25 protein-coding genes and 1 riboswitch are annotated in these 21,257 nt (G+C 71.0%); of the genes, 16 read left to right on the top strand and 9 right to left on the bottom strand.

Features of this window, described 5'->3' with window-relative positions:
- Positions 1-290 precede the first annotated feature (290 nt).
- The 6 genes from LTL01_RS07760 to thiM form a co-directional block, all read right to left on the bottom strand.
- Complete coding sequence (locus LTL01_RS07760; protein WP_236968086.1) at positions 291-1,682, bottom strand: DUF2254 domain-containing protein; 1,392 nt, start codon at positions 1,680-1,682, stop codon at positions 291-293.
- A gap of 1,038 nt (positions 1,683-2,720) precedes the next feature.
- Positions 2,721-3,425 (bottom strand): CPBP family glutamic-type intramembrane protease, encoded by a 705-nt coding sequence (locus LTL01_RS07755; RefSeq protein WP_236968085.1) that lies wholly within the window; start codon positions 3,423-3,425, stop codon positions 2,721-2,723.
- A gap of 52 nt (positions 3,426-3,477) precedes the next feature.
- A complete protein-coding gene (locus LTL01_RS07750) occupies positions 3,478-4,026 on the bottom strand; it encodes a hypothetical protein (RefSeq protein ID WP_236968084.1) in 549 nt (182 codons plus the stop codon).
- A gap of 199 nt (positions 4,027-4,225) precedes the next feature.
- Positions 4,226-5,788: a bifunctional hydroxymethylpyrimidine kinase/phosphomethylpyrimidine kinase gene (locus LTL01_RS07745; RefSeq protein WP_236968083.1), complete on the bottom strand. Its 1,563-nt coding sequence runs from the start codon at positions 5,786-5,788 to the stop codon at positions 4,226-4,228.
- The gene (gene thiE, locus LTL01_RS07740) at positions 5,785-6,456 is read right to left on the bottom strand and encodes a thiamine phosphate synthase (protein ID WP_236968082.1); all 672 of its coding nucleotides are present in this window, start codon (positions 6,454-6,456) and stop codon (positions 5,785-5,787) included. The genes LTL01_RS07745 and thiE overlap by 4 nt, the downstream gene beginning before the upstream one ends.
- Positions 6,453-7,304, bottom strand: a complete 852-nt coding sequence (thiM, locus tag LTL01_RS07735; protein ID WP_236968081.1) for a hydroxyethylthiazole kinase — start codon at positions 7,302-7,304, stop codon at positions 6,453-6,455. The genes thiE and thiM overlap by 4 nt, the downstream gene beginning before the upstream one ends.
- Positions 7,296-7,387, bottom strand: a riboswitch (TPP riboswitch). Its footprint overlaps the gene before it by 9 nt.
- 369 nt (positions 7,388-7,756) lie before the next feature.
- On the opposite strand from thiM, the gene LTL01_RS07730 reads away from it, so the two are divergent.
- Both LTL01_RS07730 and LTL01_RS07725 read left to right on the top strand, forming a co-directional pair.
- Entirely contained in the window at positions 7,757-7,936 is a 180-nt protein-coding gene (locus LTL01_RS07730; protein WP_236968080.1) for a hypothetical protein, read from the top strand.
- 273 nt (positions 7,937-8,209) lie between these two features.
- Positions 8,210-8,917, top strand: coding sequence for a VIT1/CCC1 transporter family protein (locus tag LTL01_RS07725; RefSeq protein WP_053548566.1), 708 nt, complete (start codon positions 8,210-8,212; stop codon positions 8,915-8,917).
- Positions 8,918-9,012: 95 nt separating this feature from the next.
- Here LTL01_RS07725 and LTL01_RS07720 read toward each other — a convergent pair whose 3' ends face one another.
- From LTL01_RS07720 to LTL01_RS14850, 3 genes are all read right to left on the bottom strand, one after another.
- On the bottom strand, positions 9,013-9,519 hold the full coding sequence (locus LTL01_RS07720; RefSeq protein WP_236968079.1) for a DUF6328 family protein: 507 nt from the start codon (positions 9,517-9,519) through the stop codon (positions 9,013-9,015).
- Between the two features lie 330 nt (positions 9,520-9,849).
- Positions 9,850-10,401, bottom strand: a complete 552-nt coding sequence (locus tag LTL01_RS07715; protein ID WP_236968078.1) for a hypothetical protein — start codon at positions 10,399-10,401, stop codon at positions 9,850-9,852.
- Between the two features lie 155 nt (positions 10,402-10,556).
- On the bottom strand, positions 10,557-11,363 hold the full coding sequence (locus LTL01_RS14850; protein WP_236968077.1) for a CPBP family intramembrane glutamic endopeptidase: 807 nt from the start codon (positions 11,361-11,363) through the stop codon (positions 10,557-10,559).
- A 33-nt stretch (positions 11,364-11,396) separates the two neighbouring features.
- On the opposite strand from LTL01_RS14850, the gene LTL01_RS07705 reads away from it, so the two are divergent.
- The 14 genes from LTL01_RS07705 to LTL01_RS07640 all read left to right on the top strand — a co-directional run bounded on the left by LTL01_RS07705 (position 11,397) and on the right by LTL01_RS07640 (position 21,247).
- Positions 11,397-11,996, top strand: coding sequence for an arsenate reductase/protein-tyrosine-phosphatase family protein (locus LTL01_RS07705; RefSeq protein WP_236968076.1), 600 nt, complete (start codon positions 11,397-11,399; stop codon positions 11,994-11,996).
- Between the two features lie 198 nt (positions 11,997-12,194).
- A complete protein-coding gene (locus LTL01_RS07700) occupies positions 12,195-12,695 on the top strand; it encodes an Asp23/Gls24 family envelope stress response protein (protein ID WP_236968075.1) in 501 nt (166 codons plus the stop codon).
- Complete coding sequence (locus LTL01_RS07695; protein ID WP_236968074.1) at positions 12,692-12,880, top strand: DUF2273 domain-containing protein; 189 nt, start codon at positions 12,692-12,694, stop codon at positions 12,878-12,880. The genes LTL01_RS07700 and LTL01_RS07695 overlap by 4 nt, the downstream gene beginning before the upstream one ends.
- Positions 12,877-13,218: a hypothetical protein gene (locus tag LTL01_RS07690; RefSeq protein WP_236968073.1), complete on the top strand. Its 342-nt coding sequence runs from the start codon at positions 12,877-12,879 to the stop codon at positions 13,216-13,218. The genes LTL01_RS07695 and LTL01_RS07690 overlap by 4 nt, the downstream gene beginning before the upstream one ends.
- Positions 13,215-13,811: a DUF6286 domain-containing protein gene (locus tag LTL01_RS07685; protein WP_236968072.1), complete on the top strand. Its 597-nt coding sequence runs from the start codon at positions 13,215-13,217 to the stop codon at positions 13,809-13,811. Before LTL01_RS07690 ends, LTL01_RS07685 begins: the two co-directional genes overlap by 4 nt.
- Positions 13,808-14,422, top strand: a complete 615-nt coding sequence (locus LTL01_RS07680) for an Asp23/Gls24 family envelope stress response protein (RefSeq protein ID WP_236968071.1) — start codon at positions 13,808-13,810, stop codon at positions 14,420-14,422. The genes LTL01_RS07685 and LTL01_RS07680 overlap by 4 nt, the downstream gene beginning before the upstream one ends.
- A 17-nt stretch (positions 14,423-14,439) precedes the next feature.
- Complete coding sequence (locus tag LTL01_RS07675) at positions 14,440-14,622, top strand: hypothetical protein (RefSeq protein WP_236968070.1); 183 nt, start codon at positions 14,440-14,442, stop codon at positions 14,620-14,622.
- A gap of 8 nt (positions 14,623-14,630) precedes the next feature.
- The gene (locus tag LTL01_RS07670; RefSeq protein ID WP_236968069.1) at positions 14,631-14,924 is read left to right on the top strand and encodes a hypothetical protein; all 294 of its coding nucleotides are present in this window, start codon (positions 14,631-14,633) and stop codon (positions 14,922-14,924) included.
- A gap of 72 nt (positions 14,925-14,996) precedes the next feature.
- Complete coding sequence (locus LTL01_RS07665; protein WP_236968068.1) at positions 14,997-15,260, top strand: GlsB/YeaQ/YmgE family stress response membrane protein; 264 nt, start codon at positions 14,997-14,999, stop codon at positions 15,258-15,260.
- Between the two features lie 302 nt (positions 15,261-15,562).
- The gene (locus tag LTL01_RS07660) at positions 15,563-16,312 is read left to right on the top strand and encodes an EAL domain-containing protein (protein ID WP_236968067.1); all 750 of its coding nucleotides are present in this window, start codon (positions 15,563-15,565) and stop codon (positions 16,310-16,312) included.
- 95 nt (positions 16,313-16,407) lie between these two features.
- Positions 16,408-17,244 (top strand): alpha/beta fold hydrolase, encoded by an 837-nt coding sequence (locus tag LTL01_RS07655; protein WP_236968066.1) that lies wholly within the window; start codon positions 16,408-16,410, stop codon positions 17,242-17,244.
- Positions 17,241-18,605, top strand: a complete 1,365-nt coding sequence (locus tag LTL01_RS07650; RefSeq protein ID WP_236968065.1) for a sensor domain-containing protein — start codon at positions 17,241-17,243, stop codon at positions 18,603-18,605. Before LTL01_RS07655 ends, LTL01_RS07650 begins: the two co-directional genes overlap by 4 nt.
- A gap of 177 nt (positions 18,606-18,782) precedes the next feature.
- Positions 18,783-19,892: a Fic family protein gene (locus tag LTL01_RS07645; RefSeq protein WP_236968064.1), complete on the top strand. Its 1,110-nt coding sequence runs from the start codon at positions 18,783-18,785 to the stop codon at positions 19,890-19,892.
- Between the two features lie 128 nt (positions 19,893-20,020).
- A complete protein-coding gene (locus LTL01_RS07640; protein ID WP_236968063.1) occupies positions 20,021-21,247 on the top strand; it encodes an MFS transporter in 1,227 nt (408 codons plus the stop codon).
- The last annotated feature ends 10 nt before the right edge of the window (positions 21,248-21,257 follow it).

Here is a 21,257-nt window from a genome sequence, read left to right as displayed (position 1 = left end):
TCCTCTGATCCGAACGCAATAGCCCCAAGACCCGGTCTTCTGGCCCGCTGACCGCCGAAGAGGAGGAGTTCGGCTCGCCTCGACGCCGTGGCCGGCCGGCGAATGCGGGGAGACGGACGCGACGCCGTCCGCCGCGACGACCGCGGGTGCGCCGAGTGGCGTGTACCGAAATCCTCCGATCCGGACCGAAAACTGCCGAAAACCGGTTCTCCGGCCCCCTCACTGTCGAAAAGGAGGAGTTCGGCTCGCCTCGGATCCGTGACTGACCGGCTCACGCGCCCTGCCGCAGGTCACAGCCCGTGCCGCGCCCGGACCGCGGCGATCGCAGACAGCCCGCGCTCCGTCGATGCGGGATCCGAGCCCGATCCGGGCCCGATCTGCGCAGCGAGGGCATCGAGTTGGCGGGTGAGCGCGGCGCGCACCGCGGCATCCGTGCTGAGCGTGGCGATCTCGTCGACCGCCTGCACGAACCGCGCAGCCACGGCCGGATGCTCAGCCCCGTAGTGCCGCATCGGGCTGAGCGCGGCGTCGACCTGCTCGGCCGCACCGGGGGCGATCGTCACCACGCGCGGCGAACCGTCATCCCCCGTGAGCACGCGCGGGAACGCCGGCATGTCGACGATGCGGGTCGTGATGGCGCTGAGGTGGCCGAGCGCGTGCACGGCCGTCGTCGGGTCGTTCACCCCCGGCGATAGTGCCCTCAGTCCGATGTCGAGGATCTGCTGGACCCCGTAGTCGATGTCCTCGGCGGCAGTCCGCTCGTAGCCGACTCCGTACGCCGCGCGGATCGCCTCGTCGATCTCGGCCTGACGCTCCCCCGCCCGGCGCTCAGAACCTCGATTCGGCTGCGGCTCGACATCCCACCATGCCGAAAGCGGCATCCCCGCCACGATGTTCGCCCCCACGCGGGCGCGTTCCTCGATGACGAGCCCGTGCTCGCTCGCGATCTCGACCAGACGCGCGTGGTCGTGACTGGTGATGAAGCCGCTCGACGTCGATTTGGTGACGTGCATCTCATCGGGACGGATGCCGGGCTCACGCGCCGCCGACGCCGCACGGTTGCGTGCCGACACGCGATCGATCGTGCGGTCGGTCTCGGCGTGGATGTCCTTGAGCATCGTCTCCACCCGCAGCTGCGCCGCCAGATGCGCGAGGAAGAACACGAGGGTGCAGACGCTCACGAGCGTCAGCACGAAGGCGAGGGTGACCGCGATCCGCGGGACGAACTCGGGGATCTGCTCGGTATCGGATCGCACCGAGCGCAGGACGGTGAGCGAGTACGCGAAGGTGCCGAGGAAGGCGGCGAGCGTCCAGTGCACCTGCCGGTCGCGGGCGAACAAGCGCAGCACGCGGGGGGAAGCCTGGCTGCTCGCCAGCTGCAGCGCCACGACGGTGAGGGAGAACGTCAGCGAGGTGACGGTGATGAGCGATCCCGCGATCGACGACAGGACGGTGCGGGCGGTCTCGGCTCCGCCGTTGAAGACGAGCGAATCGACGGTGTCGGGCAACGACTCGTCGACGGCGATGTCGAGCTGCGGCATCACGATGCCGAGCAGGACCGCCAGCACGACGATGGTGAACGGCACCGGCCACAGCCGCGACTCGATCGACTCGGTCACCCGCGCCCACCATCCCCTCCGCCGCGCGTCGGTTCCGGAAGTGGCGCGGGTGGAAGAGCTCATGCGTCGATCCTCTCCCGCGCCATCGACGGATGCCGCACCCTTGCGTCCGGCGGACACGAGGAGTAGCGGGGCGGGGCGAGGTGAGGTACCGGCATCAGCCCGGGCCGAACTCCTCAGATCCGGGCATCCCGGCGCCGCAGCGCGCCTACGCGTCCCGTTTCGCTCCGAATAGGAGGAGTTCGGTACGCACGGAGGTCGATATCGGATCGATTCCCGCACCGCGGGCCGGCCGTCCGGGCGTACAGTTCTTGCACGGAGGATGCCCGATCCTCCCGCTGGATACCCCTGGGGAGGGGGATCTGTGATGGACGACGTCGTCTCCACAGTCATCGTCATCACCGCCGCGATCGCGCTCTGGCTCGCGGCGGCGGTCATCGTCGGCATCCTGATAGGCGGCATGGTCCGTCGCCGAGACCGGTGACGTGCGCGCTGCCCGCGGGGCTCCGCGTGGCCGTCAGCGCGGGCAACGCGGGCAACGCGGGCAACGCGGGCAACGCGGGCAGCGCGGGCCGAACTCCTCGAAATGCGGCGGTGGCGCGCTCGAGAGCCCTGGGAAGTGCCCCCAACACGCCGGGATGGAGGAGTTCGGCACGGGCCAGCGGGGTGACGGCGCCCGGGACCGCGCACCACAACCGTCGAGCTCGGGAACGGCGCAGCCGGATCGGATGAGCCGGGGCCCGCGACCAGCCGGGCCGAACTCCTCAGAAACGTCGGCTGAGCCCGCCCAACCCCTCGGAAGCGCCCCCGACACCCCGGGATTGAGGAGTTCGGCACGGCAGGGCGCCGGATCGGACGCCCGGCGCCGGCGCGGCACGGGGCCGGATCAGCCGGCGGGCGCCGCCCTCGGGCAAAAATGAAGCGGCCCGCGGTGGGGGGCCGCGGGCCGCTGTCCGTCCGGATGATACGAGTCGCACCCGAAGCGACGATCTGGGACGGACATGAAGAGCAGGCTGGGGTCCGTACTCTCGAGCTCCAGCCTACGCAGGCGTCACAGCCGACGTCTGTAGGCCTTTCGGGGGACAAAACACACGAAAACGGTTAGAGAACGATGAGAAGGATGCCGAGGGCGTTGAAGACGACGTGCGCGACGAGGGCGCCACCGATGCGTCCGGTGACCACCGCGAGCACCCCGCATCCGACTCCGATCCCGATCGTCCCGACCAGAAGGCCCGCGGGCGCGAACGGCCCGAGCGTGACCAGGTGCAGCACCACGAACGCCGCGGTCGACACAGCCACCGCGATGACGGCGGCGAGCGCGCGCCCCCGTCGGCCGAGCGCATCGATGAGGGCCCGCAGCATCACCCCGCGGAAGAACACCTCCTCCACGACGGGCGACACCACCACCGCCCCCAGCACGCTGACCGCAACGACGCCGGGCGGGGCACCGAACGGTCCACCCAGGGTCCCGGTCGTCGGCTCGACCACCTCGACGGCGGCGCGCACCACGAGCGCGATCGCCACGCCCGCGAGGGCGTCACTCCACCGCCACGGACGGATGCCGAGCACCCGTCCGATCGCGCCGCGCCCCGCCCACCGTGCGGCGACCAGGGCACCCGCGGTGAGCGGGACCGCGACGAAGGCGAGCGCGAGAAGCTGGCGTTCGAGTTCGCCGAGCATCCAGAACCAGCCGGGGCCCGTTCCGTCCGCGCCCGCACCGTCGTCGGTCCACAGCAAGAGCCCCGCGGTGACGAGCCACGCCCCCGCCGCTACGGCAAGCGCGAAAGACGGCCGGGTGTAGGCCACCCGGCCGTCTTTCGTGAGCGTTGTCACCGCGGAGTGCGCGGATTCAGCGAGATCAGGCGCGCGATGCGCGGCGACGCGCCGCCGCGGCCGCAACCGCGATACCGCCGACGCCGAGCGCGCCGACGCCGAGCCACAGGGCTGCACCGGGGACGTCGCCACCGGTGGCGGGCAGGCCGCCGGTCGAGCCGGTGCCGCCGGATGCGGAGCCCTCGACGACGGTGACGGTGACTGTGTCGGTGAAGGTGCCGAACGATTCGTCACCCTGGGTGACGGTGATCGCGTAGTCGGCCGCGGTCGGCGGGGTGAAGGTCGCGGAGGTCGCGCCGCCGACGACGGGCTTGGTGACGGATGCCGTTCCGGTCGCGGCGGAAGCGGCGACGGAGGTGAGGGTCACGCCCTGCTGCACTCCGGGGCCGGTGACGCTGAACGTGGCGTCGAAGTCGTCGTTCAGGCCGGTGCAGGAGATGGTGGTCGAGCCGCCGAGGGCAACCGTGGTGGGGTTGGCGACGCACTCGATGTCGACGGGGTAGGCGTGGGCCGCAGAGGCGCCGGTCAAGACGATGGCACCGGCAACTGCAACAGCCGCGAGGGATTTCTTCATGGGGAGTTCCGTATCTCTTGGGGAGTGGTTGTGTAGCGACCCTCGGGCAGGTCTATGTTCGAGCAACCATAGCGATTGTCAGGAAAAACGCAGAATCAGCGCAGTTACAAGCTGGTAACGATAGCGCGCCGTTCCCATAGCGTTCCCGCTAACATCCGCTAGGACACAACGGATGCCGCCCGCCGGCCGCGCCGCGAACTCACCCGGCCGCGCCCGGAGCCTGCCCGGCGTCGGCGAAGAACGCGACTTCGTGGCGCGACGACCTCCGGAACGCCTCGAGCATCGCCGCGCGCGTTCCTTCGTCCGCCGTCGCCGCGGCCGTCGTCACGATCTCGATCGCCCGGGCGGTGGATGCCGCGAACGCCGCGTCACCGTACGTGTCGAGCCAGGAGCGATAGGGGTGTTCGGCATGGGAGAGAGCATGCAGGCGGGTTCCGACATCCTGATACAGCCAGAAGCAGGGCAGCAGCGCCGCGATCAGTACCGCGTAGTCTCCCCGCGCGGCGACGGCGAGGAGATGGTCGAGATACGCGACTGTGACGGGCGCCGGGGCGACGGCATCCGCGCGCTCCGCACCCGGTCGTCGGCCACCGCCCGGCTCCGCCAGCCAGCTCTCGTGGAGCTGCATCTCGGCGGCGAGCGCCCCGTGCGCGCCGAGGGCCCAGAACGCCTGCGCATCCTGGTCGGGCGCGAGTCTGCTGGCCTCGGCGAGCACCCGCGCGTAGTCGCGGAGGTACAGCGCATCCTGCGCGAGGTAGGTCGTGAATTCCTCCCGCGCGAGCGTGCCGTCACCGAGCCCGCGGACGAACGGCAACGCATCGATCGCCGCCCGCTCCGACGCGATCTCCTCCCACCACGCCGTCCGCACGGCCTCGGGCGTCGGCCGCGTCGACAGCCCGCCCCGGGCCCACAGCCCTGCGAAGTGACTGACCGGACCGTTCCCGCCGCCGACCTCGAGCGCCGCGCCGTGACGGATGCTCTCCGCGAGCCATCGCTTGCTCTCCGTGGTCGCCGCCACCCAGTCGCCGGTCTGCGCCACACGGGTCGCGAGCGCGGCGGACAGCGAGCATCCGGTGCCGTGGGTGTTCGTCGTCTCGATGCGGACGCCCGCGACCTCGACCACGTCACCGTTCGGATGCACGAGCGCATCCGGCATCCGCTCCCCCGCCCTGGCGCGCGCCCCCGCCCCGGCGCCCGCAAGGTGGCCGCCCTTCGCGAGCACCCGCACGCCGTGCCGCTCGGCGACCCGCATGGCCTGCGCGATCACGTCGTCCCAGCCCGTCGCCACCGGCTCCCCGGCGAGGATCGCCAGCTCCGGAATGTTCGGCGTCACCAGGTCCACCCGCGCCACGAGCGTCCGCAGCGCCTCCTCCGCCGCCCGGTCGAGCAGGCGATCACCGCTCGTCGCGATCATGACCGGATCGAGCACAACCACCGGCGGCGTCACGCGCCCCAGCCATTCCTCGACCGCGCGGATGACCTCGACCGTGCCGAGCATCCCGATCTTCACCGCGTCGATCGCGACGTCGTCGGAGACGGCATCCAGCTGCTGCGTGAGGAATTCCACGGGCGGCATATGCACCGAGCGCACCCCGCGTGTGTTCTGCGCGACGAGGGCGGTGACCACTGCCATCCCGTAGCCGCCGTTCGCGGCGATGCTCTTCAGGTCGGCGTGGACGCCTGCGCCCCCGGTCGGGTCCGTCCCCGCGATGCTCAGCACCCGCGGCACGGCCCGCGGCGCGACCCGCGGCGACGCGCTCACTTGCCGACCTCCCACGCGCGTCGCAGCTCTCGGGCAGCGGATGCCGGATCCGCCGCCGCGCACACCGCCGACACCACCGCGGCACCGGCTGCCCCGGCGGCTCGCAGCCGCGGCAGATCGGCGACGGTCACGCCCCCGATCGCGACGGACGGCACCGCGACGGATGCCGCGAGTTCGGCGAACCGCGCATGCCCGAGCGGTGCGGGCGCATCCTTCTTCGTCTGCGTGACGTGGAGCGCGCCGATCCCGACGTAGTCGATGCGCGCCGGGCTGGAGGCGGCCTCCGCGAGCTGCGCCGGAGTCGCGGCGCTGAGTCCGAGCACGGCGTCGGCGCCGATGAGCTCGCGGACGACCGGCGTGGGCAGATCGGACTGTCCGACGTGCACACCGTGGGCGCGGTCGGCGAACCCGCGCGGGAACGCCCGGCGCGCGGCGAGATACACGTCGACGCGGTCGTTGACGAGCAGCGCGACCTCGTCGGGCAATGCCTCGGCGAGACGGACGACGGTGTCGAGGAACCCCGCCGCCGCGGCATCCTTCTCCCGCACCTGGACCGCGGTGACACCGCCTCGCGCGGCGGCGACGGCGAGGTCGACGAGGTCGTGCCCGGCATCCGTCGCCTGCCGCGTGTCGGTGACGAGGTAGACCGAGAGGTCGAGGCGGGTCATGACGCCGCGTCCGTCGCGTCCGTCGCGTCCGTCGCGTCCGTCGCAAGGACCGCCGTGCGCCGCAGCGCGTCGCCGTCGATCTCGGCGAGCGCGTCGAGGAATCCCACCGCGAAGCTACCGGGACCGCTCGCCCGGGCCGCGGCGCGCTGCGCGGCGACCGTGTACACCGTGATCGCGGCGACGGTGGTGGCGAGGCGGTCGTCGTCCACGGCCGCGAAAGCCGCCATGACCGCGCCGAGCGCGCAGCCGCCGCCGGTGACCTGGGTCAGGAGCGGGGTCCCGTTGGAGATCCGGACGCTCTCCCGCCCGTCGGTCACGAGGTCGACCGGCCCCGAGACCGCGACGATGCCGCCGGTCCGGAGGGCGAGAGCCCGAGCGTGCGGCTCGGCGGCGGCGAGGTCGTCGTCGGCGTCGACACCGCGTCCGCCCGCACCGGCACCGCCGACAGCGATGATCTCGGACGCATTCCCCCGGATGATCGTCGGCCCGGCATCCCGCAGCTCGAACCCGAGCGGGGTCCGGACCGGAAGCGCACCGACGGCGACCGGATCCAGGACCCACGGGGTCCCGGCATCCGTCGCCGACGCCACCGCCTCGCGCATCGCGGTGCGCTGCTCGGCGGTGGGGGTCCCGAGGTTCACGAGCAGCCCCGAGGCGATGCCCGCGAAGGGCCCCGCCTCGTCGGGGATGTCGACCATCGCGGCCGACGCCCCGAGGGCGAGCAGTGCATTCGCGGTGAAGTTCACCACCACGCTGTTGGTGATGCAGTGCACGAGGGGCGCGGATCTCCGCACCTCCTGCAACGCATCGACGGAGAACTCGAGCAGGTGCTGTGGCGTGCGCGTCATGCGCGACATCCCTTCGCTAGTACGAACTAGATCAGGTTCGACGGGTGTCATCTCAGCCCCGTGGGGCACCCCGTGTCACGTGTTGCGCTCCACCCTACCGATGCTCCGGATGCCGGGGGTCGGCCGGTCGGACGGGAGTCGCAACGCGGTGAAAGCGCGGGAGATTCGGTCGTGCCGGCGGCGTGTCGTGGCCGGGGACGTCGACTTCTCCCCGGCGTTTCACGCGGACCGGCCGAGACCGCCCCCGCGCGCGGGACCCCGGCCGCACTCCACGGCGGCCGGTGTCGCGGGTTCATCTCGGTCGTTTCCTGTCGAGAACGCGGGATATCCGGACCCCGGCACCCCGCCATACGGCCCGAAACGGCCGCTCGCACCGCGTTCTTCTCCGCGTGGTCCGGTGGTCCGGTGGGCGGCCCCTGGCCCCGCGCGCCCCACCGGGTTACTCTCGCGGCATGTCTTCCGACCCGCGCCGGCCGTCGCTCATCAGCCGGATCCGGCAGTTCTTCTGGCCGGCCACCGAGACCTACGACACCCGGCGCTCCGGCGGCGCCGAGCCCAGCACCCCACAACCGCACTACGACCCGGCCACCGACCAGCGCCGCAACGGCAACGTCGGCGGTTACGGCAGCTGACGGGGCGCCGCCAGAGACGCCGCGGTGAAACCCCGGGGTGAATCAGGCCCAAACCCCGGTCTCAGACGCCGAATTCGTCGGTTCCTCCCCGCGGTTTCACGGCCAGCCGCACGCGACTTCCCCGTCTTTCCTTCGAGAGACGCGGGAGATTTCGGGGGTTCGGAGCGTTTCCGGGCCCCCGAGTGTCGATTCGTCCCGCGTTCTTCACGACCGATGCGGGAGACGGACGCCCGGGGGATGCCGCGCCGACCGCCGCGGGTCTATCCTGAGCGCATGGCGGGGCACGCGGACGAGCCGCACGGGGCGGGCATTGCGGGACGGTTGAACTGGCTGCGGGCCGCCGTTCTCGGCGCGAACGACGGCATCGTGTCGGTCGCGGCGATCGCCGTCGGTGTGGCCGCGGCGACGCCCGACCTCGCCGCGATCGTCCCGGCATCCTCGGCGGCACTCGTCGGCGGGGCGATCTCGATGGCGCTCGGAGAGTACGTGTCGGTCAGCAGTCAGAGCGACAGCGAGAAGGCCCTGATCGCGAAGGAACGCGAAGAGCTGCGGACGATGCCGGCGCAGGAGCTCGAGGAGCTCACCGAGCTGTACCGCGCGCAGGGGCTGACGGATGCGACCGCGCGCCAGGTGGCCGTGGAGCTGACCGAGCGCGACGCGCTTCGGGCGCACCTCGCCGCCGAGCTGCACATCGATCCCGACGACCTGGTGAGCCCGTGGCGGGCGGCGATGGCGTCGGCACTCGCGTTCGTCAGCGGCGGCATCCTGCCGTTCCTGACCATCCTCTTGCCGGAGCCCTATCGGATCCCGGTGACGTTCATCCTCGTCATGCTCGCCCTGGCGGCGACCGGAGCGCTCGGCGCCAAGCTCGGCGGGGCGCGGCCGCTGCGCGGCACGCTGCGCGTCGTGATCGGCGGGGCGATCGCCCTCGCGGCGACCTTCGCGATCGGCGCGCTCCTGAACACGGCCGGCATCGTCTAGCGGATTCCGCGCTCCCGCGCCCGGTGAAACCGTGGGGCGATTCGGTCACTTCGGCGCTGTTTCGAGCCCGGAAGTGTCGACTTCTCCCCGGGCTTTCACACCGAGCGGTCGACACCCGCCGCCGAGGCCACCGGGCCGGGCCGGGTCACGGCCCACAACGCGATGCCCGCCCCCACCCCGAGGCCCAGGGCCACGAAGCCGGCGACGCGCGACAGGGTGAAGTCGAAGACGAGGCTGCAGACCCCGGCGACCAGGAGGCTCACGACGACCGTGTTCGCGATGAGGTACCGGTTGGCGATCCGGACGACGTCGACCTTCTGGTGCCGCCGGAACCGCGACCGGTGCAGCACGACCGGCACGAGACTTAGAAAGGTCGCCGTCGCGGCGAGCGCCACCAGCGTCAGGTACAGGCCGAGCTGGTAGGCGTCGAGGTCTTCGAACCGCGACTGGAACGCCACCGCGAGCAGAAAACCGCTGATCAGCTGGGTTCCGGTCTGGGTCACCCGCAGTTCCTGAAGGATCTCGTTCCAGTTGCGGTCGGCCCGCTCGTTCGCCGATTCGTCGCGCCCGTCGGGCGATACGTCGTCGCTCCGCTCGCTCATGGCCGCGATCATAGCCACGCGCCCCCGGCGGCGCCGCCCGTTCGTGTGAAAGCCCCGGGCGATTCGGTCATTTCGGGGCTGTTTCGCGCACGGAGGTGTCGATTTCACCCCGGGGTTTCACGCCGACCGGCCCCGCCCCCGACGACCCAGACCGGGCACGGCAGCCCGGCCCCGCGTCGAAAACGCGGGCCCAGCCGACACCCCGGCGGCGCGCCGCACCCCGCGGGGCCGATCCGCCCCGCGTTTTCGACGCCGAAGCTCCGGCACCACCCCGGGCGCGACGAAGCCCCCGGGGTTTTCCCGGGGGCTTCGTCGGAAACGCGAGAAGCGTCAGCCGGCGACGGATGCCGCGCGGCGACGTGCCACGGCGGCAGCGACGGCGATACCGCCGAGGCCGAGGGCCCCGACGCCGAGCCAGACGACCTCACCGGCGACCGAGCCTCCGGTGACGGCCAGGCCGCCACCCGAGGCCGAGCCACCGGTGCCCGTGCCGGACGCGGCCGGAAGGGTCTCGGAAACAACGGTCGCCCCCTCGGCGTCCACAACCGTGATCGAGTACGAGGCGGTCTGGGGCGGGGTGAAGGTGGCCGAGACGGCGCCGTCCTCGCCGGCGGTCTTGGTGACCGAGGCGGAAGCGGATGCCGAAGCCGAGGCGACCGAGGCGATCACACCGGGGGTGACCCCGGGGCCGACGACGGTGAACGTGGTGGGTCCGGCGGGGAGGCCGACGCACGCGATGGTGGAGGGGACGCCCGCGGTGAACGCAGCGGGCGAGACCGTGCACCCGGGAGCCGGGGCGACGGGGTAGGCGAATGCCGGGGTTGCGGAGCCGAGCGCGATGACGCCGGCAACCGCAAGAGCGGCGGCTGTCTTCTTGAGCATGGGACTCCTCTGAGTCTCGAGAGTGCTGATTGCTGGGGAGGTGTACTTCGATAATCAGTACGGTCGGGACTACGGTGGCCCACGCCCAACCTTAGCGGCAGCTGGATGCCGCCTGTGTTACATGTCGGTAAACAACACCGGATGCCGGGGAACTCTCAGCCGAAGAGCGTGCCGACCAGCGCGAGCGCGACGAAGACCGCGTTGTACGTGATGTGCAGGAGCACCGCGGCCCAGATGCGGCCGGTGAGGAGCACGAGGGCGCCGCCGACGCCGGCGACGAGCACGAGTCCGATGATCGCGTCGACACCGAGGGCACCCGCGAGGCCGTGGACGAGCACGAACGCGCCGGTCGTCACGAGCAGCGCGCCGATACCCGCGGCCAGACGCCCGACCGGACGCCGGAGCACGGTGTAGAGGGCGACGAGCAGCACGCCGTGGAAGAAGAACTCCTCGAGCACCGGGGCGATGAGCACCGCGCCGAAGCCGTCGACGATGAGCCAGGTCGAGGGTAGCTGCCCGTCGAACACGGCATAGGAGGGGAATGCGGTGTCACCCCCGCTCGCGGCGACGCCACCCTGGATGAACCGGATCAGCACGCCGAGGACGACGCCGAACAGGAGGTCGACGGCGCGGAAGCGCAGCAGCCCCGCCGGGCGCGACCGCGCGAAGCCCCACACGATCGGGACGGCGAGCGCGATCCACAGCACGACCGCCGCGAGCACGGTCGCTCCCGGCAGCACGACGCCGATCACGGCCGAGCCGAGCAGCCCCGCGCCGAGCGAGAACAGCGCGATCGCGAGGAGGCCCTCGCGCCAGCGGGCGACGGTCGACCCGCCCTGGCGCCAGTCGTTGCGACGCACGCGACGTCGCCGCGAGCGCGAGGCCCCGGCATCCGTCTCCGCGTCGATGCCCGCCTCCACGGCGGTGTCGGTCTCGATCGCCTCGCTAGTCTGGTCCGGCACGCGCCCACGCTACCCTGCCCCGGAGACACCGCCATGTTCGAGATCCTCACGGTGTGCACCGGCAACATCTGCCGCTCGCCCCTCGCGCAGCTGCTGCTCGATGCGCAGCTCGCCCCGCTCGGCGCGCGCGTCTCGAGCGCCGGCACCCGCGGAGCCGCCGGCGCGACCATGACGCCCGAGGCCGTGCAGTTGGCGACGGATGCCGGAATCCCCCTCGAATCCGCGACCGCCCACCGCGCCCGCTACCTGACCGAGGCGATGGCGGACGAGCCCGATCTGCTCCTCGCGATGACCCGCGAGCACCGCCGCACCCTCGCGGAGTACGCGCCGGGGCGCCTCCGCCACACGTTCACGGTGCGCGAGTTCGCTCGCCTGGCCGCACAGCTCGACGACGCCACGATCACACAGGCAGCGGATGCCGCGGGCCCCGACCCCCGCGACCGGGTGCGCGCGATGGCCGCGGCCGTCGCGGCATACCGCGGGGTGGCCGAGCCGCTCGCCGACCCCGCCGACAACGACGTGATCGACCCGTACCGCCGGTCGTGGCAGACCTACCAGCTGTCGTCGCAGCAGCTGACGCCCGCGGTCGCCGAGGTGGTCCGCGCCGTGCGCCTGGCCGTCGCCCCCGCCTGACCCGCTCGACAGAAACTTCCAACCTCGAAAAGCCCCTCTCACCAGCGAAAAGTTCCCGCCGCCACCCTCGGCCGGGAACTTTTTTGTGACGTTTCCCTCCCTCGGTGACTCCTATTCCCGAAGCGAACAACAGCCGCTTCGAGGCGCAGGCGCCAGACGCCGCGCCCTCAGACATCACACGAGAAAGAGGAGAGATTCATGGCTGACACCACGAACGCCACCACCCCGACCCCCGCCGAGGTCACCACCGCGACCCCCGCGACCCGCGTCGACCGTCCGGCCGGCGCGAACGCTGCGGCCGGCACCACGCAGACCACCAACGGCGGCTCGACCGTCATCGCCGATTCCGTCGTGGCAAAGGTCGCCGGAATCGCAGCTCGCGAGGTCCGCGGCGTGTACGCGCTCGGTGGCGGCGGAGCCCGTGCCTTCGGTGCGATCCGCGACGCCGTCAACGCCACCGACTTGACGCAGGGTGTCCGCGTCGAGGTGGGCCAGACCCAGGCCGCGGCCGACATCACCCTCGTCGTCGAGTACCCGATGCCGATCCACTCCGTCGCCGCCGAGGTCCGCTCCACGGTCGCCGGTGCGATCACCCGCCTCACCGGCCTCGAGGTCGTCGAGGTCAACATCGAGGTCAACGACATCCACGTTCCGGGTGAGGACAACGACGACGACGACACCGAGGCGCGTGTCGCGTGAACGCCACCGTCGTCGGCGCCCTGATCGGCGCAGTCCTCGCGTTCGCCGCGCTCGTGTTCGGCTTCTGGGGCTTCCTCCTGGTCGCCCTGTTCATGGGAGTCGGCGCGCTGGTCGGACGTTTCGCCTCCGGCAAGGTCGATGTCCGCGGACTGACCGACGCCCTGACCGGACGCCGGTCGTCGTGAGCGGGGCCGCCCCGGGCCGGATCGTCGTCCGTGACCGGGTGACTCAGAAGGTCACCGAGGCGGTTGCCGCATCGATCATCGGCGTGGACCGGGACCAGGTCAGCGCCACCGTGAGCGGCTCCCGCGGAGCCCTCGGGGTGCAGCTGCGGTCCCCGTTCCCGGTCCCGCCGCTCGACGACACCGCTGCGATCGCCGCCGCCGGCCCGGTCCTCGACCGGGCGGCGGAGGTGCAGACGGATGTCGCGCATCGCCTCGCCGAGATCCTCGGCCGCAACGTCGTCCGGGTCGACGTCACCATCACCGGTGCCGTCACCCCCACCAGAAGGAGAGTCCGATGAGCAGTCCCGTCCTCCGACGGGTCGTGCGCCGCGAGACCCACTCGCCCCGCACGGTCGCGATGATCGTCGCGGTGATCGTGGTGATCCTCGCGCTCGTCTACGTCGGCACCGAGATCGTCCTGAGCGTCCTCGGTCAGCCCGCGTTGCTCCTCGGCCCGGCGGCCGCGTTCACGGGTGTCGTGGGTCTTCCCACCGACGTCCCGGCCGGCATCAGCATCGCCGTAGGCGTGGTGATGGCCCTCATCGGCTTGATCCTCATCGTTCTCGCGGTGAAGCCCGGGCGCCTCCCCAAGCACGCGCTCACCCCCGCGGGTGACGCGCGCGAGGACCGCGCGATCGTGGCCGACAACGGCGTGATCGCGGCATCCGTCGCCCAGCGCATCAGCGAGAACACCGGCCTCATGCGCGACCAGGTGCGGGTGGGCGTCGCCCACCGCCGGGTCGACGTGACCATCACCCCCGGGTTCGGCGAACAGATCGACCGTGACGAGATCCGTCGAGTGACGGATGCCGAGCTCCAGTCGTACGGGCTCGCCCCGGCCGTCCGCACCTCGGTGCGGGTCGAGCAGAAGAAGGAAGAGGTCGTGCGATGAACAGCACCAATCGAGCCCTCAACCGCATCGTCCTGCTGATCCTCGGGATCGTCCTGGTGGGCATCGGCGGAATCGTCGCCACCGCGGCATCCGTTCCCGTCGTCGCCGACACGTGGGCCACCTCAGCCGAGGCCGTGCAGCAGTGGGCCACCGGCGCGTGGGAGTCCACGCAGATCGCCGGCACGCAGCTGACCTGGGTGGCCGTGGCCCTCCTCGCCGCCTTCGTCCTGCTGATCGCCCTGCTGATCACGCTCGTCGTCCGGGGCGTCCGCGGCCGTCGCCAGACCGCCTTCGGCGCCACCGGCTCGAACGGCGAGGCGGGTCGCGTCACCGTGACCGAGGGGTTCGCCAGCGACCTCCTGAGAAACGCCCTCACCGAGCGCGACGAGATCCTCACCGCGAAGGTGACCGCCAGCGAGATCAAGAAGCAGCCGGTGCTGCACGTGAGCGTCACGCCGCGGCAGAACACCTCGCCGGTCGCCGTCGCCGAGACGGTCGACCAGCTGGTCTCGAACCTCGCCGCCCTCACCGGTCGGCAGCTGCCGACCTACATCTCGGTCCATTCCGGACTCCGGGCCCGCCTGGCGCACGACCAGCGGCGCCTCAACTGACACAAGGAGCACCACCCATGCGCAACACCATCATCATCGTCGGCGTCGTCGCGCTCGGCGCGTACGCCCTCGGCCGCTGGAACGACCCCGAGGTCCGCAAGGAGCGCGAGCGTCAGGCGAAGAAGCTCGCCAAGAAGTACAAGCGCACCACGAAGGACCTCGAGAAGAAGTCCAAGAAGCTCAAGAAGAAGTTCAGCTGAGGAGCATCATGACCAACGCAGACAACACCATCGCCACCGCCAAGGACAGCATCCGCAAGGCCGCCCGTGACGCGGCCGCGTCGACCGAGTCGTTCGGCGACGACATGGCGGATGCCGGAGCGAAGGTCGCCGACCGGATCTCCGACGCCGCCGATGCCCTGAAGGGCAAGAACGACACCGTCGACACCGTGATCGACAAGGCGACCGGCTTCGTGAAGGACCACCCGACGCTGACGAAGGTCATCGGCGCGGTCGCCATCGCGGTCGTCGCTTCGGGCATCGCCCGTCGCATGAGCCGCTGACACGCGGCATCCGTCCGCAGCAGCACCGCAGCACCCGCACCACCTACCAGGCACATCACAAGGAGCAACACCATGGGATTCATCGGATTCCTCATCCTCGGACTTCTCGCCGGCGCGATCGCCAAGCTGATCCTCCCGGGCAAGCAGGGCGGCGGCTGGTTCATCACGCTGATCCTCGGCGTCGTCGGAGCCCTCCTCGGCGGATGGCTCGGCGGACTCATCTTCGGCGTCAGCCTGAATGAGTTCTTCTCGCTCTCCACCTGGGCGCTGGCGATCGGTGGATCGCTCATCGTCCTGCTGATCTACGGCCTCATCTTCGGCCGCAAGAAGGCCTGACACACACCCGCAGTCATGCCGCGCCGCGCGCGGGCGATATCCGAACGGATGCCGCCCGCGCGCGATTTTGTGTACGCGGCCACGCGTGTGCCGCTGGTTCGGGGCGCGTTTGCGACGTTGGGGCGCACATTCCGCGCCCCAACGTCAGGAACGCGCCCCAAACCCCCCGAAGCCAGCCCCGCTACCTCCTCCTCGCCTCCGCGTCAAGACGCAACACCGATCCGCGGTGACTGCGAATCTGGTTCCACGCTTCCGCACCCGCACCCTGCGCGGCCGAGGCCGGAGCCGAGGTTGAATCCACCATGACGCGAACCGCCGAGATGTCCGACGCCCTCCAGGGCGCCGTCGACCGTGGCGAAATGGTGCCCTGGTTCCAGCCGCAGTACGACTTGCGCACCTACCGTCTGGTGGGCGCCGAAGTGCTGTGTCGGTGGGACCACCCGGAGTGGGGCCTCGTCCGTCCGAACGACTTCATCCCGCTGGCCGAAGAGATCGGCGTCATCGACGAGATCGGTCAGTGCATGACCGAGCACGCGCTCGAAGCGATCGGCGAGTGGGGCATCGACATCTCGGTGAACGTGTCTCCGGTGCAGTTGGAGAGTGCGGAGTTCACCCTCTGGCTCGAGGACTCGCTGGCACGCCTCCGTCACCCCGCGAAGCGACTGACGGTGGAGATCACCGAGGGCCGCGACCTGGGCGACGTCCCGCCGCTCGTCGCCCGCTTGGACCGCCTTCGGAGGCACGGCGTGGGCATCGCGATCGACGATTTCGGCGCGGGCCATGCGTCACTCGCGCAGGCTCGCCGCCTGCACGCGACCGAGCTGAAGATCGATCGCCACCTGACCGGCGACGACTCCCCCGAGACCACGGCGCAGATCGCGAAGGCCGTCGCCTTCGCCCGCGACGCCGAGCTCCGCACCGTCGCCGAGGGCGTCGAGACCACGGCACAGCTGCAGCGGATGCGCCAGCTCGGCTGCGACCGCGGCCAGGGCTACCTCTGGAGCCGTCCCGTCCCCCGCGACGAGATGGCCCGACTGATCGCGGTCGCGTAAGCGGCGACGGTCAGGTGCCACCGCGTACAGTGAATCCCACGTGACCCGTCGGACGCACCGTGCGTCTCTCCGAGTTGGGTAGAGAGACGATCGTCATGACCATCACGGAAGTCGACTTCACCTCCGCAGCGCCCAGCGGCGATCCCCTGCTCCGCAACAACGTCACCATCACCGGCGACGTGGCCGGGCCGACCATCGTCTTCGCGCACGGTTTCGGATGCAGTCAGGAGACCTGGAACCTCGTCGCCCCGCACTTCGAAGCCGACCACCGCGTCGTCGTGTTCGACCACGTCGGCGCGGGCAACTCGGACTGGAACGCGTACGACCGGGTGAAGTACAACTCCCTCGAGGGGTACGCCGCCGACGTCGTCGAGATCCTCGAGACCCTCGATGTGGCCGAGGTCACCTTCGTCGGCCACTCCGTCGGGTCGACCATCGGCGTTCTCGCCGCCAACCGCGCGCCCGAGCGGTTTCGCCGACTCGTCCTCGTGAGCCCCTCACCGTGCTACCTCAACGACGGCTCCTACCAGGGCGGGTTCGAACCGCACGACATCACCGCGCTCCTCGAGTCGCTGGAGGCGAACCACCTCGACTGGTCGCGGCAGACCGCGCCGATGATCATGGGCACGCCCGACCGCCCGGCGCTCGGCGACCGGCTGACCGACAGCTTCTGCCGTGTCGACCCCGCGATCGCGGCGCACTTCGCCCGGGTGACCTTCACCTCCGACAACCGCGATGACCTCGGTCGCGTGTCGGTCTCCACCCTCGTGCTGCAGACCCGGCAGGACGCCATCGCGCCGCCCGCAGTCGGCCGCTATGTCCACGAATCGATCCCCGCGAGCCGGTACGTTGAACTGGACACGACCGGCCACGTGCCGATCCTTTCCGCCCCCGACCAGGTGGTCCGCAGCATCCGGGAGTTCATGACATGAGTACGACGGATGCCGCGTGGTACGACCAGGCACCCTGCGGCCTCATCTCGACTCACCTCGACGGAACCATCGTCGACGTCAACGAGACGCTGCTCCGGTGGACCGGATACGAGCGCGCCCAGCTGATCGGTCAGCCGTTCACCCTGCTGCTCGACCGCGGCGGACAGATGTTCTTCGAGACCCGGCACCGCCAGCTCCTGCACCTTCAAGGCGCGGTCGAAGAGGTGTCGCTGACCATCCGCACGACGGCCGGTGAGGATCTGCCCGTGCTCGTCAACGCCGCTCGGGACGAGGATGCCGCGCTGATCCGCTTCGCGATCCTCAACGCCACCGGGCGCGTGCAGTACGAGCGCGAGCTCGTCACCGCCCGCCGGATCGCCGAGGAGTCCGCGCAGCGCGTGCGGATCCTGCAGGAGGTGTCGACGGCGTTCGGGGTGAGCGCCACCGACGAGGACGTCGCGCAGACCTTCGCCGCCGTCGCGCGCGAGGCGCTCTCCGCGCGCGACACCGCGGTGCTCCTCCTCGACGACGACGGCGAGCTGGCGCTGGTCGCCGGCGCGAACCCGCTCGAGGGCAAGGTCGCGCCCGTCCGGGAGCTGCGTGAGACCACCCTCGTCACCGTCGTCCACGACGACGATGAGAACTTCCCCGACGTCGCCCGTGCACTCAGGAACGAGGAGCTCGCGAGCCTCAGCGTCATGCCGCTGTCGGCCGAGGGCGAGCGCCTGGGCGTGCTCGTGTGCTTCTTCGCCGCCCGCACCGACTTCGACGCCCACTTCTTCGACCTGCAGCAGGCGCTCGGCCGTCAGGCGTCGCAGACCCTGCAGCGCGTGCGTCTCCAGCGCCGACTCGCGGTGCTGGCCCTCCACGACCAGCTCACCGGCGTCGCGAACCGCCAGCTGCTGCAGCTCACGCTCGACGAGGCTCTGGTCACTGCGACGACGGCGGGCGATCCACTCGCGGTGCTGTTCCTCGACATCGACGATTTCAAGAGCATCAATGACTCGTTCGGGCACGCCACCGGCGACATGGTCCTGATCGAGCTCGCCACGCGTCTGCGCGAGGGTGTCCGCGCCGGCGACGTCGTCGGCCGCATCGGCGGCGACGAGTTCGTCGCGCTCTGCCCGGGCACCGACGCGATCGCGGCCGAAGCGATCGCCGAGCGGATCCTCGCCGTCTGTCGGAAGCCCATCGCCGTGCCGAGCGGCGTCATCTCGGCATCCGTCAGCGTGGGCCTGTCGCTGTACGACCCCGCCGTCGACACCCTCGAGACCGGTGCGCAGCTGCTCGTCCGGGCGGATGCCGCCATGTACGACGCCAAGCGCGCCGGCAAGGACCGCGTCACCGTCAGCGCCGCGTAGCAAATCAGAACTATCCATCGCACTATTTCCACTTGTACCCTGTAAAGGGAAACAGTGGAGGGCGAGATGACGGGCTACGGGGCCGGGACGGGCGATTGGCCCCCGCACGGTCATGACGTCGTTCCCTGGCGCCAAGAGCGCCGTGGAGGAAGTCGCGAGGACCGCACCCTCACCGAGGTGACGACCTCCGTCCCGCCGTTCATCGCGGATCTCGACTACGCCGTCCCTGCGGATCTCACCGGACTGAGCGAGCGTGCCCTCGTGGCTCTCGGCGCCATGGACAGCGAGGCGGCACACCAGCCGGCAGCCATGGCGCGATTCATGATCCGCAGCGAGTCGGTCGCATCCTCCCGGATCGAGCGCGTCTCGGCGAGCGTCGAGGACTTCGCGCGCGCCCTGGCCGGCCAGAGGTCGAACTCCTCGGCGATGAGCATGGTCGCGGCCAGCTCCGCTCTGTCGACGATGATCGCGGCAGCGGGCGAGAACGGAGCGATCACCCGCGACGACATCCTTCTCGCCCACAGGGCGCTGATGCGGGACGACCCGAGCGAGGGCCCGTACGCAGGAAGCATCCGTGACAGCCAGAACTGGATCGGCGGCAGCGACCACAGCCCTCGCTCGGCTCTGTACGTTCCCCCCGACCACGCACGCGTTCCCGAGCTACTCGACGACCTGCTCGCGTTCGCGAACAGGGACGATCTGCCGACGCTCGCACAGGCGACGATCGCGCACGCGCAGTTCGAGTCGATCCATCCCTTCGGGGACGGCAACGGTCGGACGGGTCGCGCCCTGATCGGCGCGATACTCCGGCGCCGGGGCGTCACCTCGCGGACGGTGGTGCCCGTGGCCAGCGGCCTGCTCGCCCGACGCGACGAGTACTTCGACGCGCTCGGGAGCTACCGACGCGGGAGCGTGCGGCCGCTCCTCGAGCTGATGCTCCGCTCGGCGGTCGTCGCGGCAGAAGAGGGGCGCGTGTCGGTGCAGAGGATCGCTCGCCTCCCCGGGCGGTGGGAGATGCAGGCCGACGCCCGGCGGGGATCGATGGCCGCCCGGCTGATTCCCGCCTTCTTCGACAACCCGGTGATGGGCGTCGCCGAGATCGAACGCATCGCGGGCCCGGTATCGCCTCGGCTCTACTCCGCCCTCGATCGCCTGGAAGGAGCGGGGGTGGTCCAGGAGATCACCGGACGCAAGCGGGACCGCGTCTGGGCGGCCGTCGATCTCATGGCCGAGCTCGACGATCTCGACGCGCGCATCGCCGCCGCGATGCGAACCCGGGTGGGATGATCGGCCGCGCGGCCTCGAGCTTGTCGCGGCGGGGTTGCGGCTCGATCGGATGCGTGGGCGTCTGTGTACGATCGGGAACCGTCGCGCGGACCGCTCCCCCGCGCCCCCAGGAAAGGCCCGCACGCGCCGTGTACTCGCTCCTTCTGGCGATCATCTACATCGCCTTCATCAGCCTCGGGCTGCCCGACTCGCTCATCGGCGCGGGCTGGCCGGTCATGCACCGCGACCTCGATGTGCCGATCGGCGTCGCCGGCATCCTGACCATGATCATCGCCGGTGGCACGATCTTCTCCTCGCTCGCCTCCGAGCGGGTGACGCGCCGGTTCGGCGTCGGCCTCGTGACCGCGGTCAGCGTGGGGATGACGGCGGCGGCGCTCATCGGCTTCTCGGTCAGCGGAGAGTTCTGGATGCTGTGCCTCTGGGCGATCCCGTACGGCCTGGGTGCCGGCGCGGTGGACGCGGCGCTGAACAATTACGTGGCCGTGCACTACGCCGCCCGCCACATGAACTGGCTGCACGCGTGCTGGGGACTCGGGGCGTCGATCAGTCCGTTCGTCATGAGCTGGTCGCTCACCGCCGGGCTCGGGTGGACGAGCGCGTACCTGATCATCGGTGTCATCCAGGTGGCGCTGACCCTCGCGCTGCTGTCGAGCATCCCCCTGTGGGGGAAGGTGAACCCCGTCCGCCCGCCGGAGTCAACGGATGCCGCAGATGCCGAAACCGCCGAGTCCTCCCCCGCCCCGGCGCGCGCGCACGTCCCGCTGTCCCGCGCGGTGCGGATCCCGGGAGTACCGCTCATCCTCGCGGCGTTCTTCGCGTACTGCGCGCTGGAGACCACCGCGATCCTGTGGGCGTCGAGCTACCTCGTCGCCGATCGCGGGGTCTCCCCGGCCACCGCCGCCGCCTTCGCCTCGCTGTTCGTGCTCGGGATCACGGCGGGGCGGTTCCTCGCCGGGTTCGTCGCCGATCGGATCGGCGACCGGTGGATGATCCGCGGCGGGTTCATCGCGGTCGGGGTGGGCGCGGTGATGCTCGCCCTCCCGGTGGGGACGGACGCCGTCGCCCTCGTCGGACTCGTCGTCGCGGGCCTCGGGTCCGCCCCCATCTATCCGGCGATCATCCACTCCACCCCGGTGAACTTCGGCCGCGAGAACTCGCAGGCCGTCATCGGCATCCAGATGGCGGCGGCCTACGCCGGATCGACCCTCGCCCCACCCCTGTTCGGGGCGATCGCCGCCGTGACGGGGCTGGGGATCTTCCCCGTCTACATCCTGCTCCTCGTGGCGCTGGGCCTGGTGATGTCGGAGCGGCTCAACGTCCGCGTGCGCGGGCGCGACACCGTCACCGCCGCATAGCCGACGGGAG

The organism is Microbacterium aurantiacum, assembly GCF_021654035.1.
In the GTDB taxonomy this organism is placed as follows: domain Bacteria; phylum Actinomycetota; class Actinomycetes; order Actinomycetales; family Microbacteriaceae; genus Microbacterium; species Microbacterium aurantiacum.
This window is presented reverse-complemented; position numbering and strand designations above follow the sequence as displayed.

Coding starts and splice junctions, on each gene's coding strand:
- LTL01_RS07760 (WP_236968086.1), bottom strand. CDS start 1,682: ATGAGCTCTTCCACCCGCGCCACTTCCGGAACCGACGCGCGGCGGAGG.
- LTL01_RS07750 (WP_236968084.1), bottom strand. CDS start 4,026: ATGAAGAAATCCCTCGCGGCTGTTGCAGTTGCCGGTGCCATCGTCTTG.
- thiE (WP_236968082.1), bottom strand. CDS start 6,456: ATGACCCGCCTCGACCTCTCGGTCTACCTCGTCACCGACACGCGGCAG.
- thiM (WP_236968081.1), bottom strand. CDS start 7,304: ATGACGCGCACGCCACAGCACCTGCTCGAGTTCTCCGTCGATGCGTTG.
- LTL01_RS07730 (WP_236968080.1), top strand. CDS start 7,757: ATGTCTTCCGACCCGCGCCGGCCGTCGCTCATCAGCCGGATCCGGCAG.
- LTL01_RS07725 (WP_053548566.1), top strand. CDS start 8,210: ATGGCGGGGCACGCGGACGAGCCGCACGGGGCGGGCATTGCGGGACGG.
- LTL01_RS07720 (WP_236968079.1), bottom strand. CDS start 9,519: ATGAGCGAGCGGAGCGACGACGTATCGCCCGACGGGCGCGACGAATCG.
- LTL01_RS07715 (WP_236968078.1), bottom strand. CDS start 10,401: ATGCTCAAGAAGACAGCCGCCGCTCTTGCGGTTGCCGGCGTCATCGCG.
- LTL01_RS07705 (WP_236968076.1), top strand. CDS start 11,397: ATGTTCGAGATCCTCACGGTGTGCACCGGCAACATCTGCCGCTCGCCC.
- LTL01_RS07700 (WP_236968075.1), top strand. CDS start 12,195: ATGGCTGACACCACGAACGCCACCACCCCGACCCCCGCCGAGGTCACC.
- LTL01_RS07685 (WP_236968072.1), top strand. CDS start 13,215: ATGAGCAGTCCCGTCCTCCGACGGGTCGTGCGCCGCGAGACCCACTCG.
- LTL01_RS07680 (WP_236968071.1), top strand. CDS start 13,808: ATGAACAGCACCAATCGAGCCCTCAACCGCATCGTCCTGCTGATCCTC.
- LTL01_RS07675 (WP_236968070.1), top strand. CDS start 14,440: ATGCGCAACACCATCATCATCGTCGGCGTCGTCGCGCTCGGCGCGTAC.
- LTL01_RS07670 (WP_236968069.1), top strand. CDS start 14,631: ATGACCAACGCAGACAACACCATCGCCACCGCCAAGGACAGCATCCGC.
- LTL01_RS07665 (WP_236968068.1), top strand. CDS start 14,997: ATGGGATTCATCGGATTCCTCATCCTCGGACTTCTCGCCGGCGCGATC.
- LTL01_RS07660 (WP_236968067.1), top strand. CDS start 15,563: ATGACGCGAACCGCCGAGATGTCCGACGCCCTCCAGGGCGCCGTCGAC.
- LTL01_RS07655 (WP_236968066.1), top strand. CDS start 16,408: ATGACCATCACGGAAGTCGACTTCACCTCCGCAGCGCCCAGCGGCGAT.
- LTL01_RS07650 (WP_236968065.1), top strand. CDS start 17,241: ATGAGTACGACGGATGCCGCGTGGTACGACCAGGCACCCTGCGGCCTC.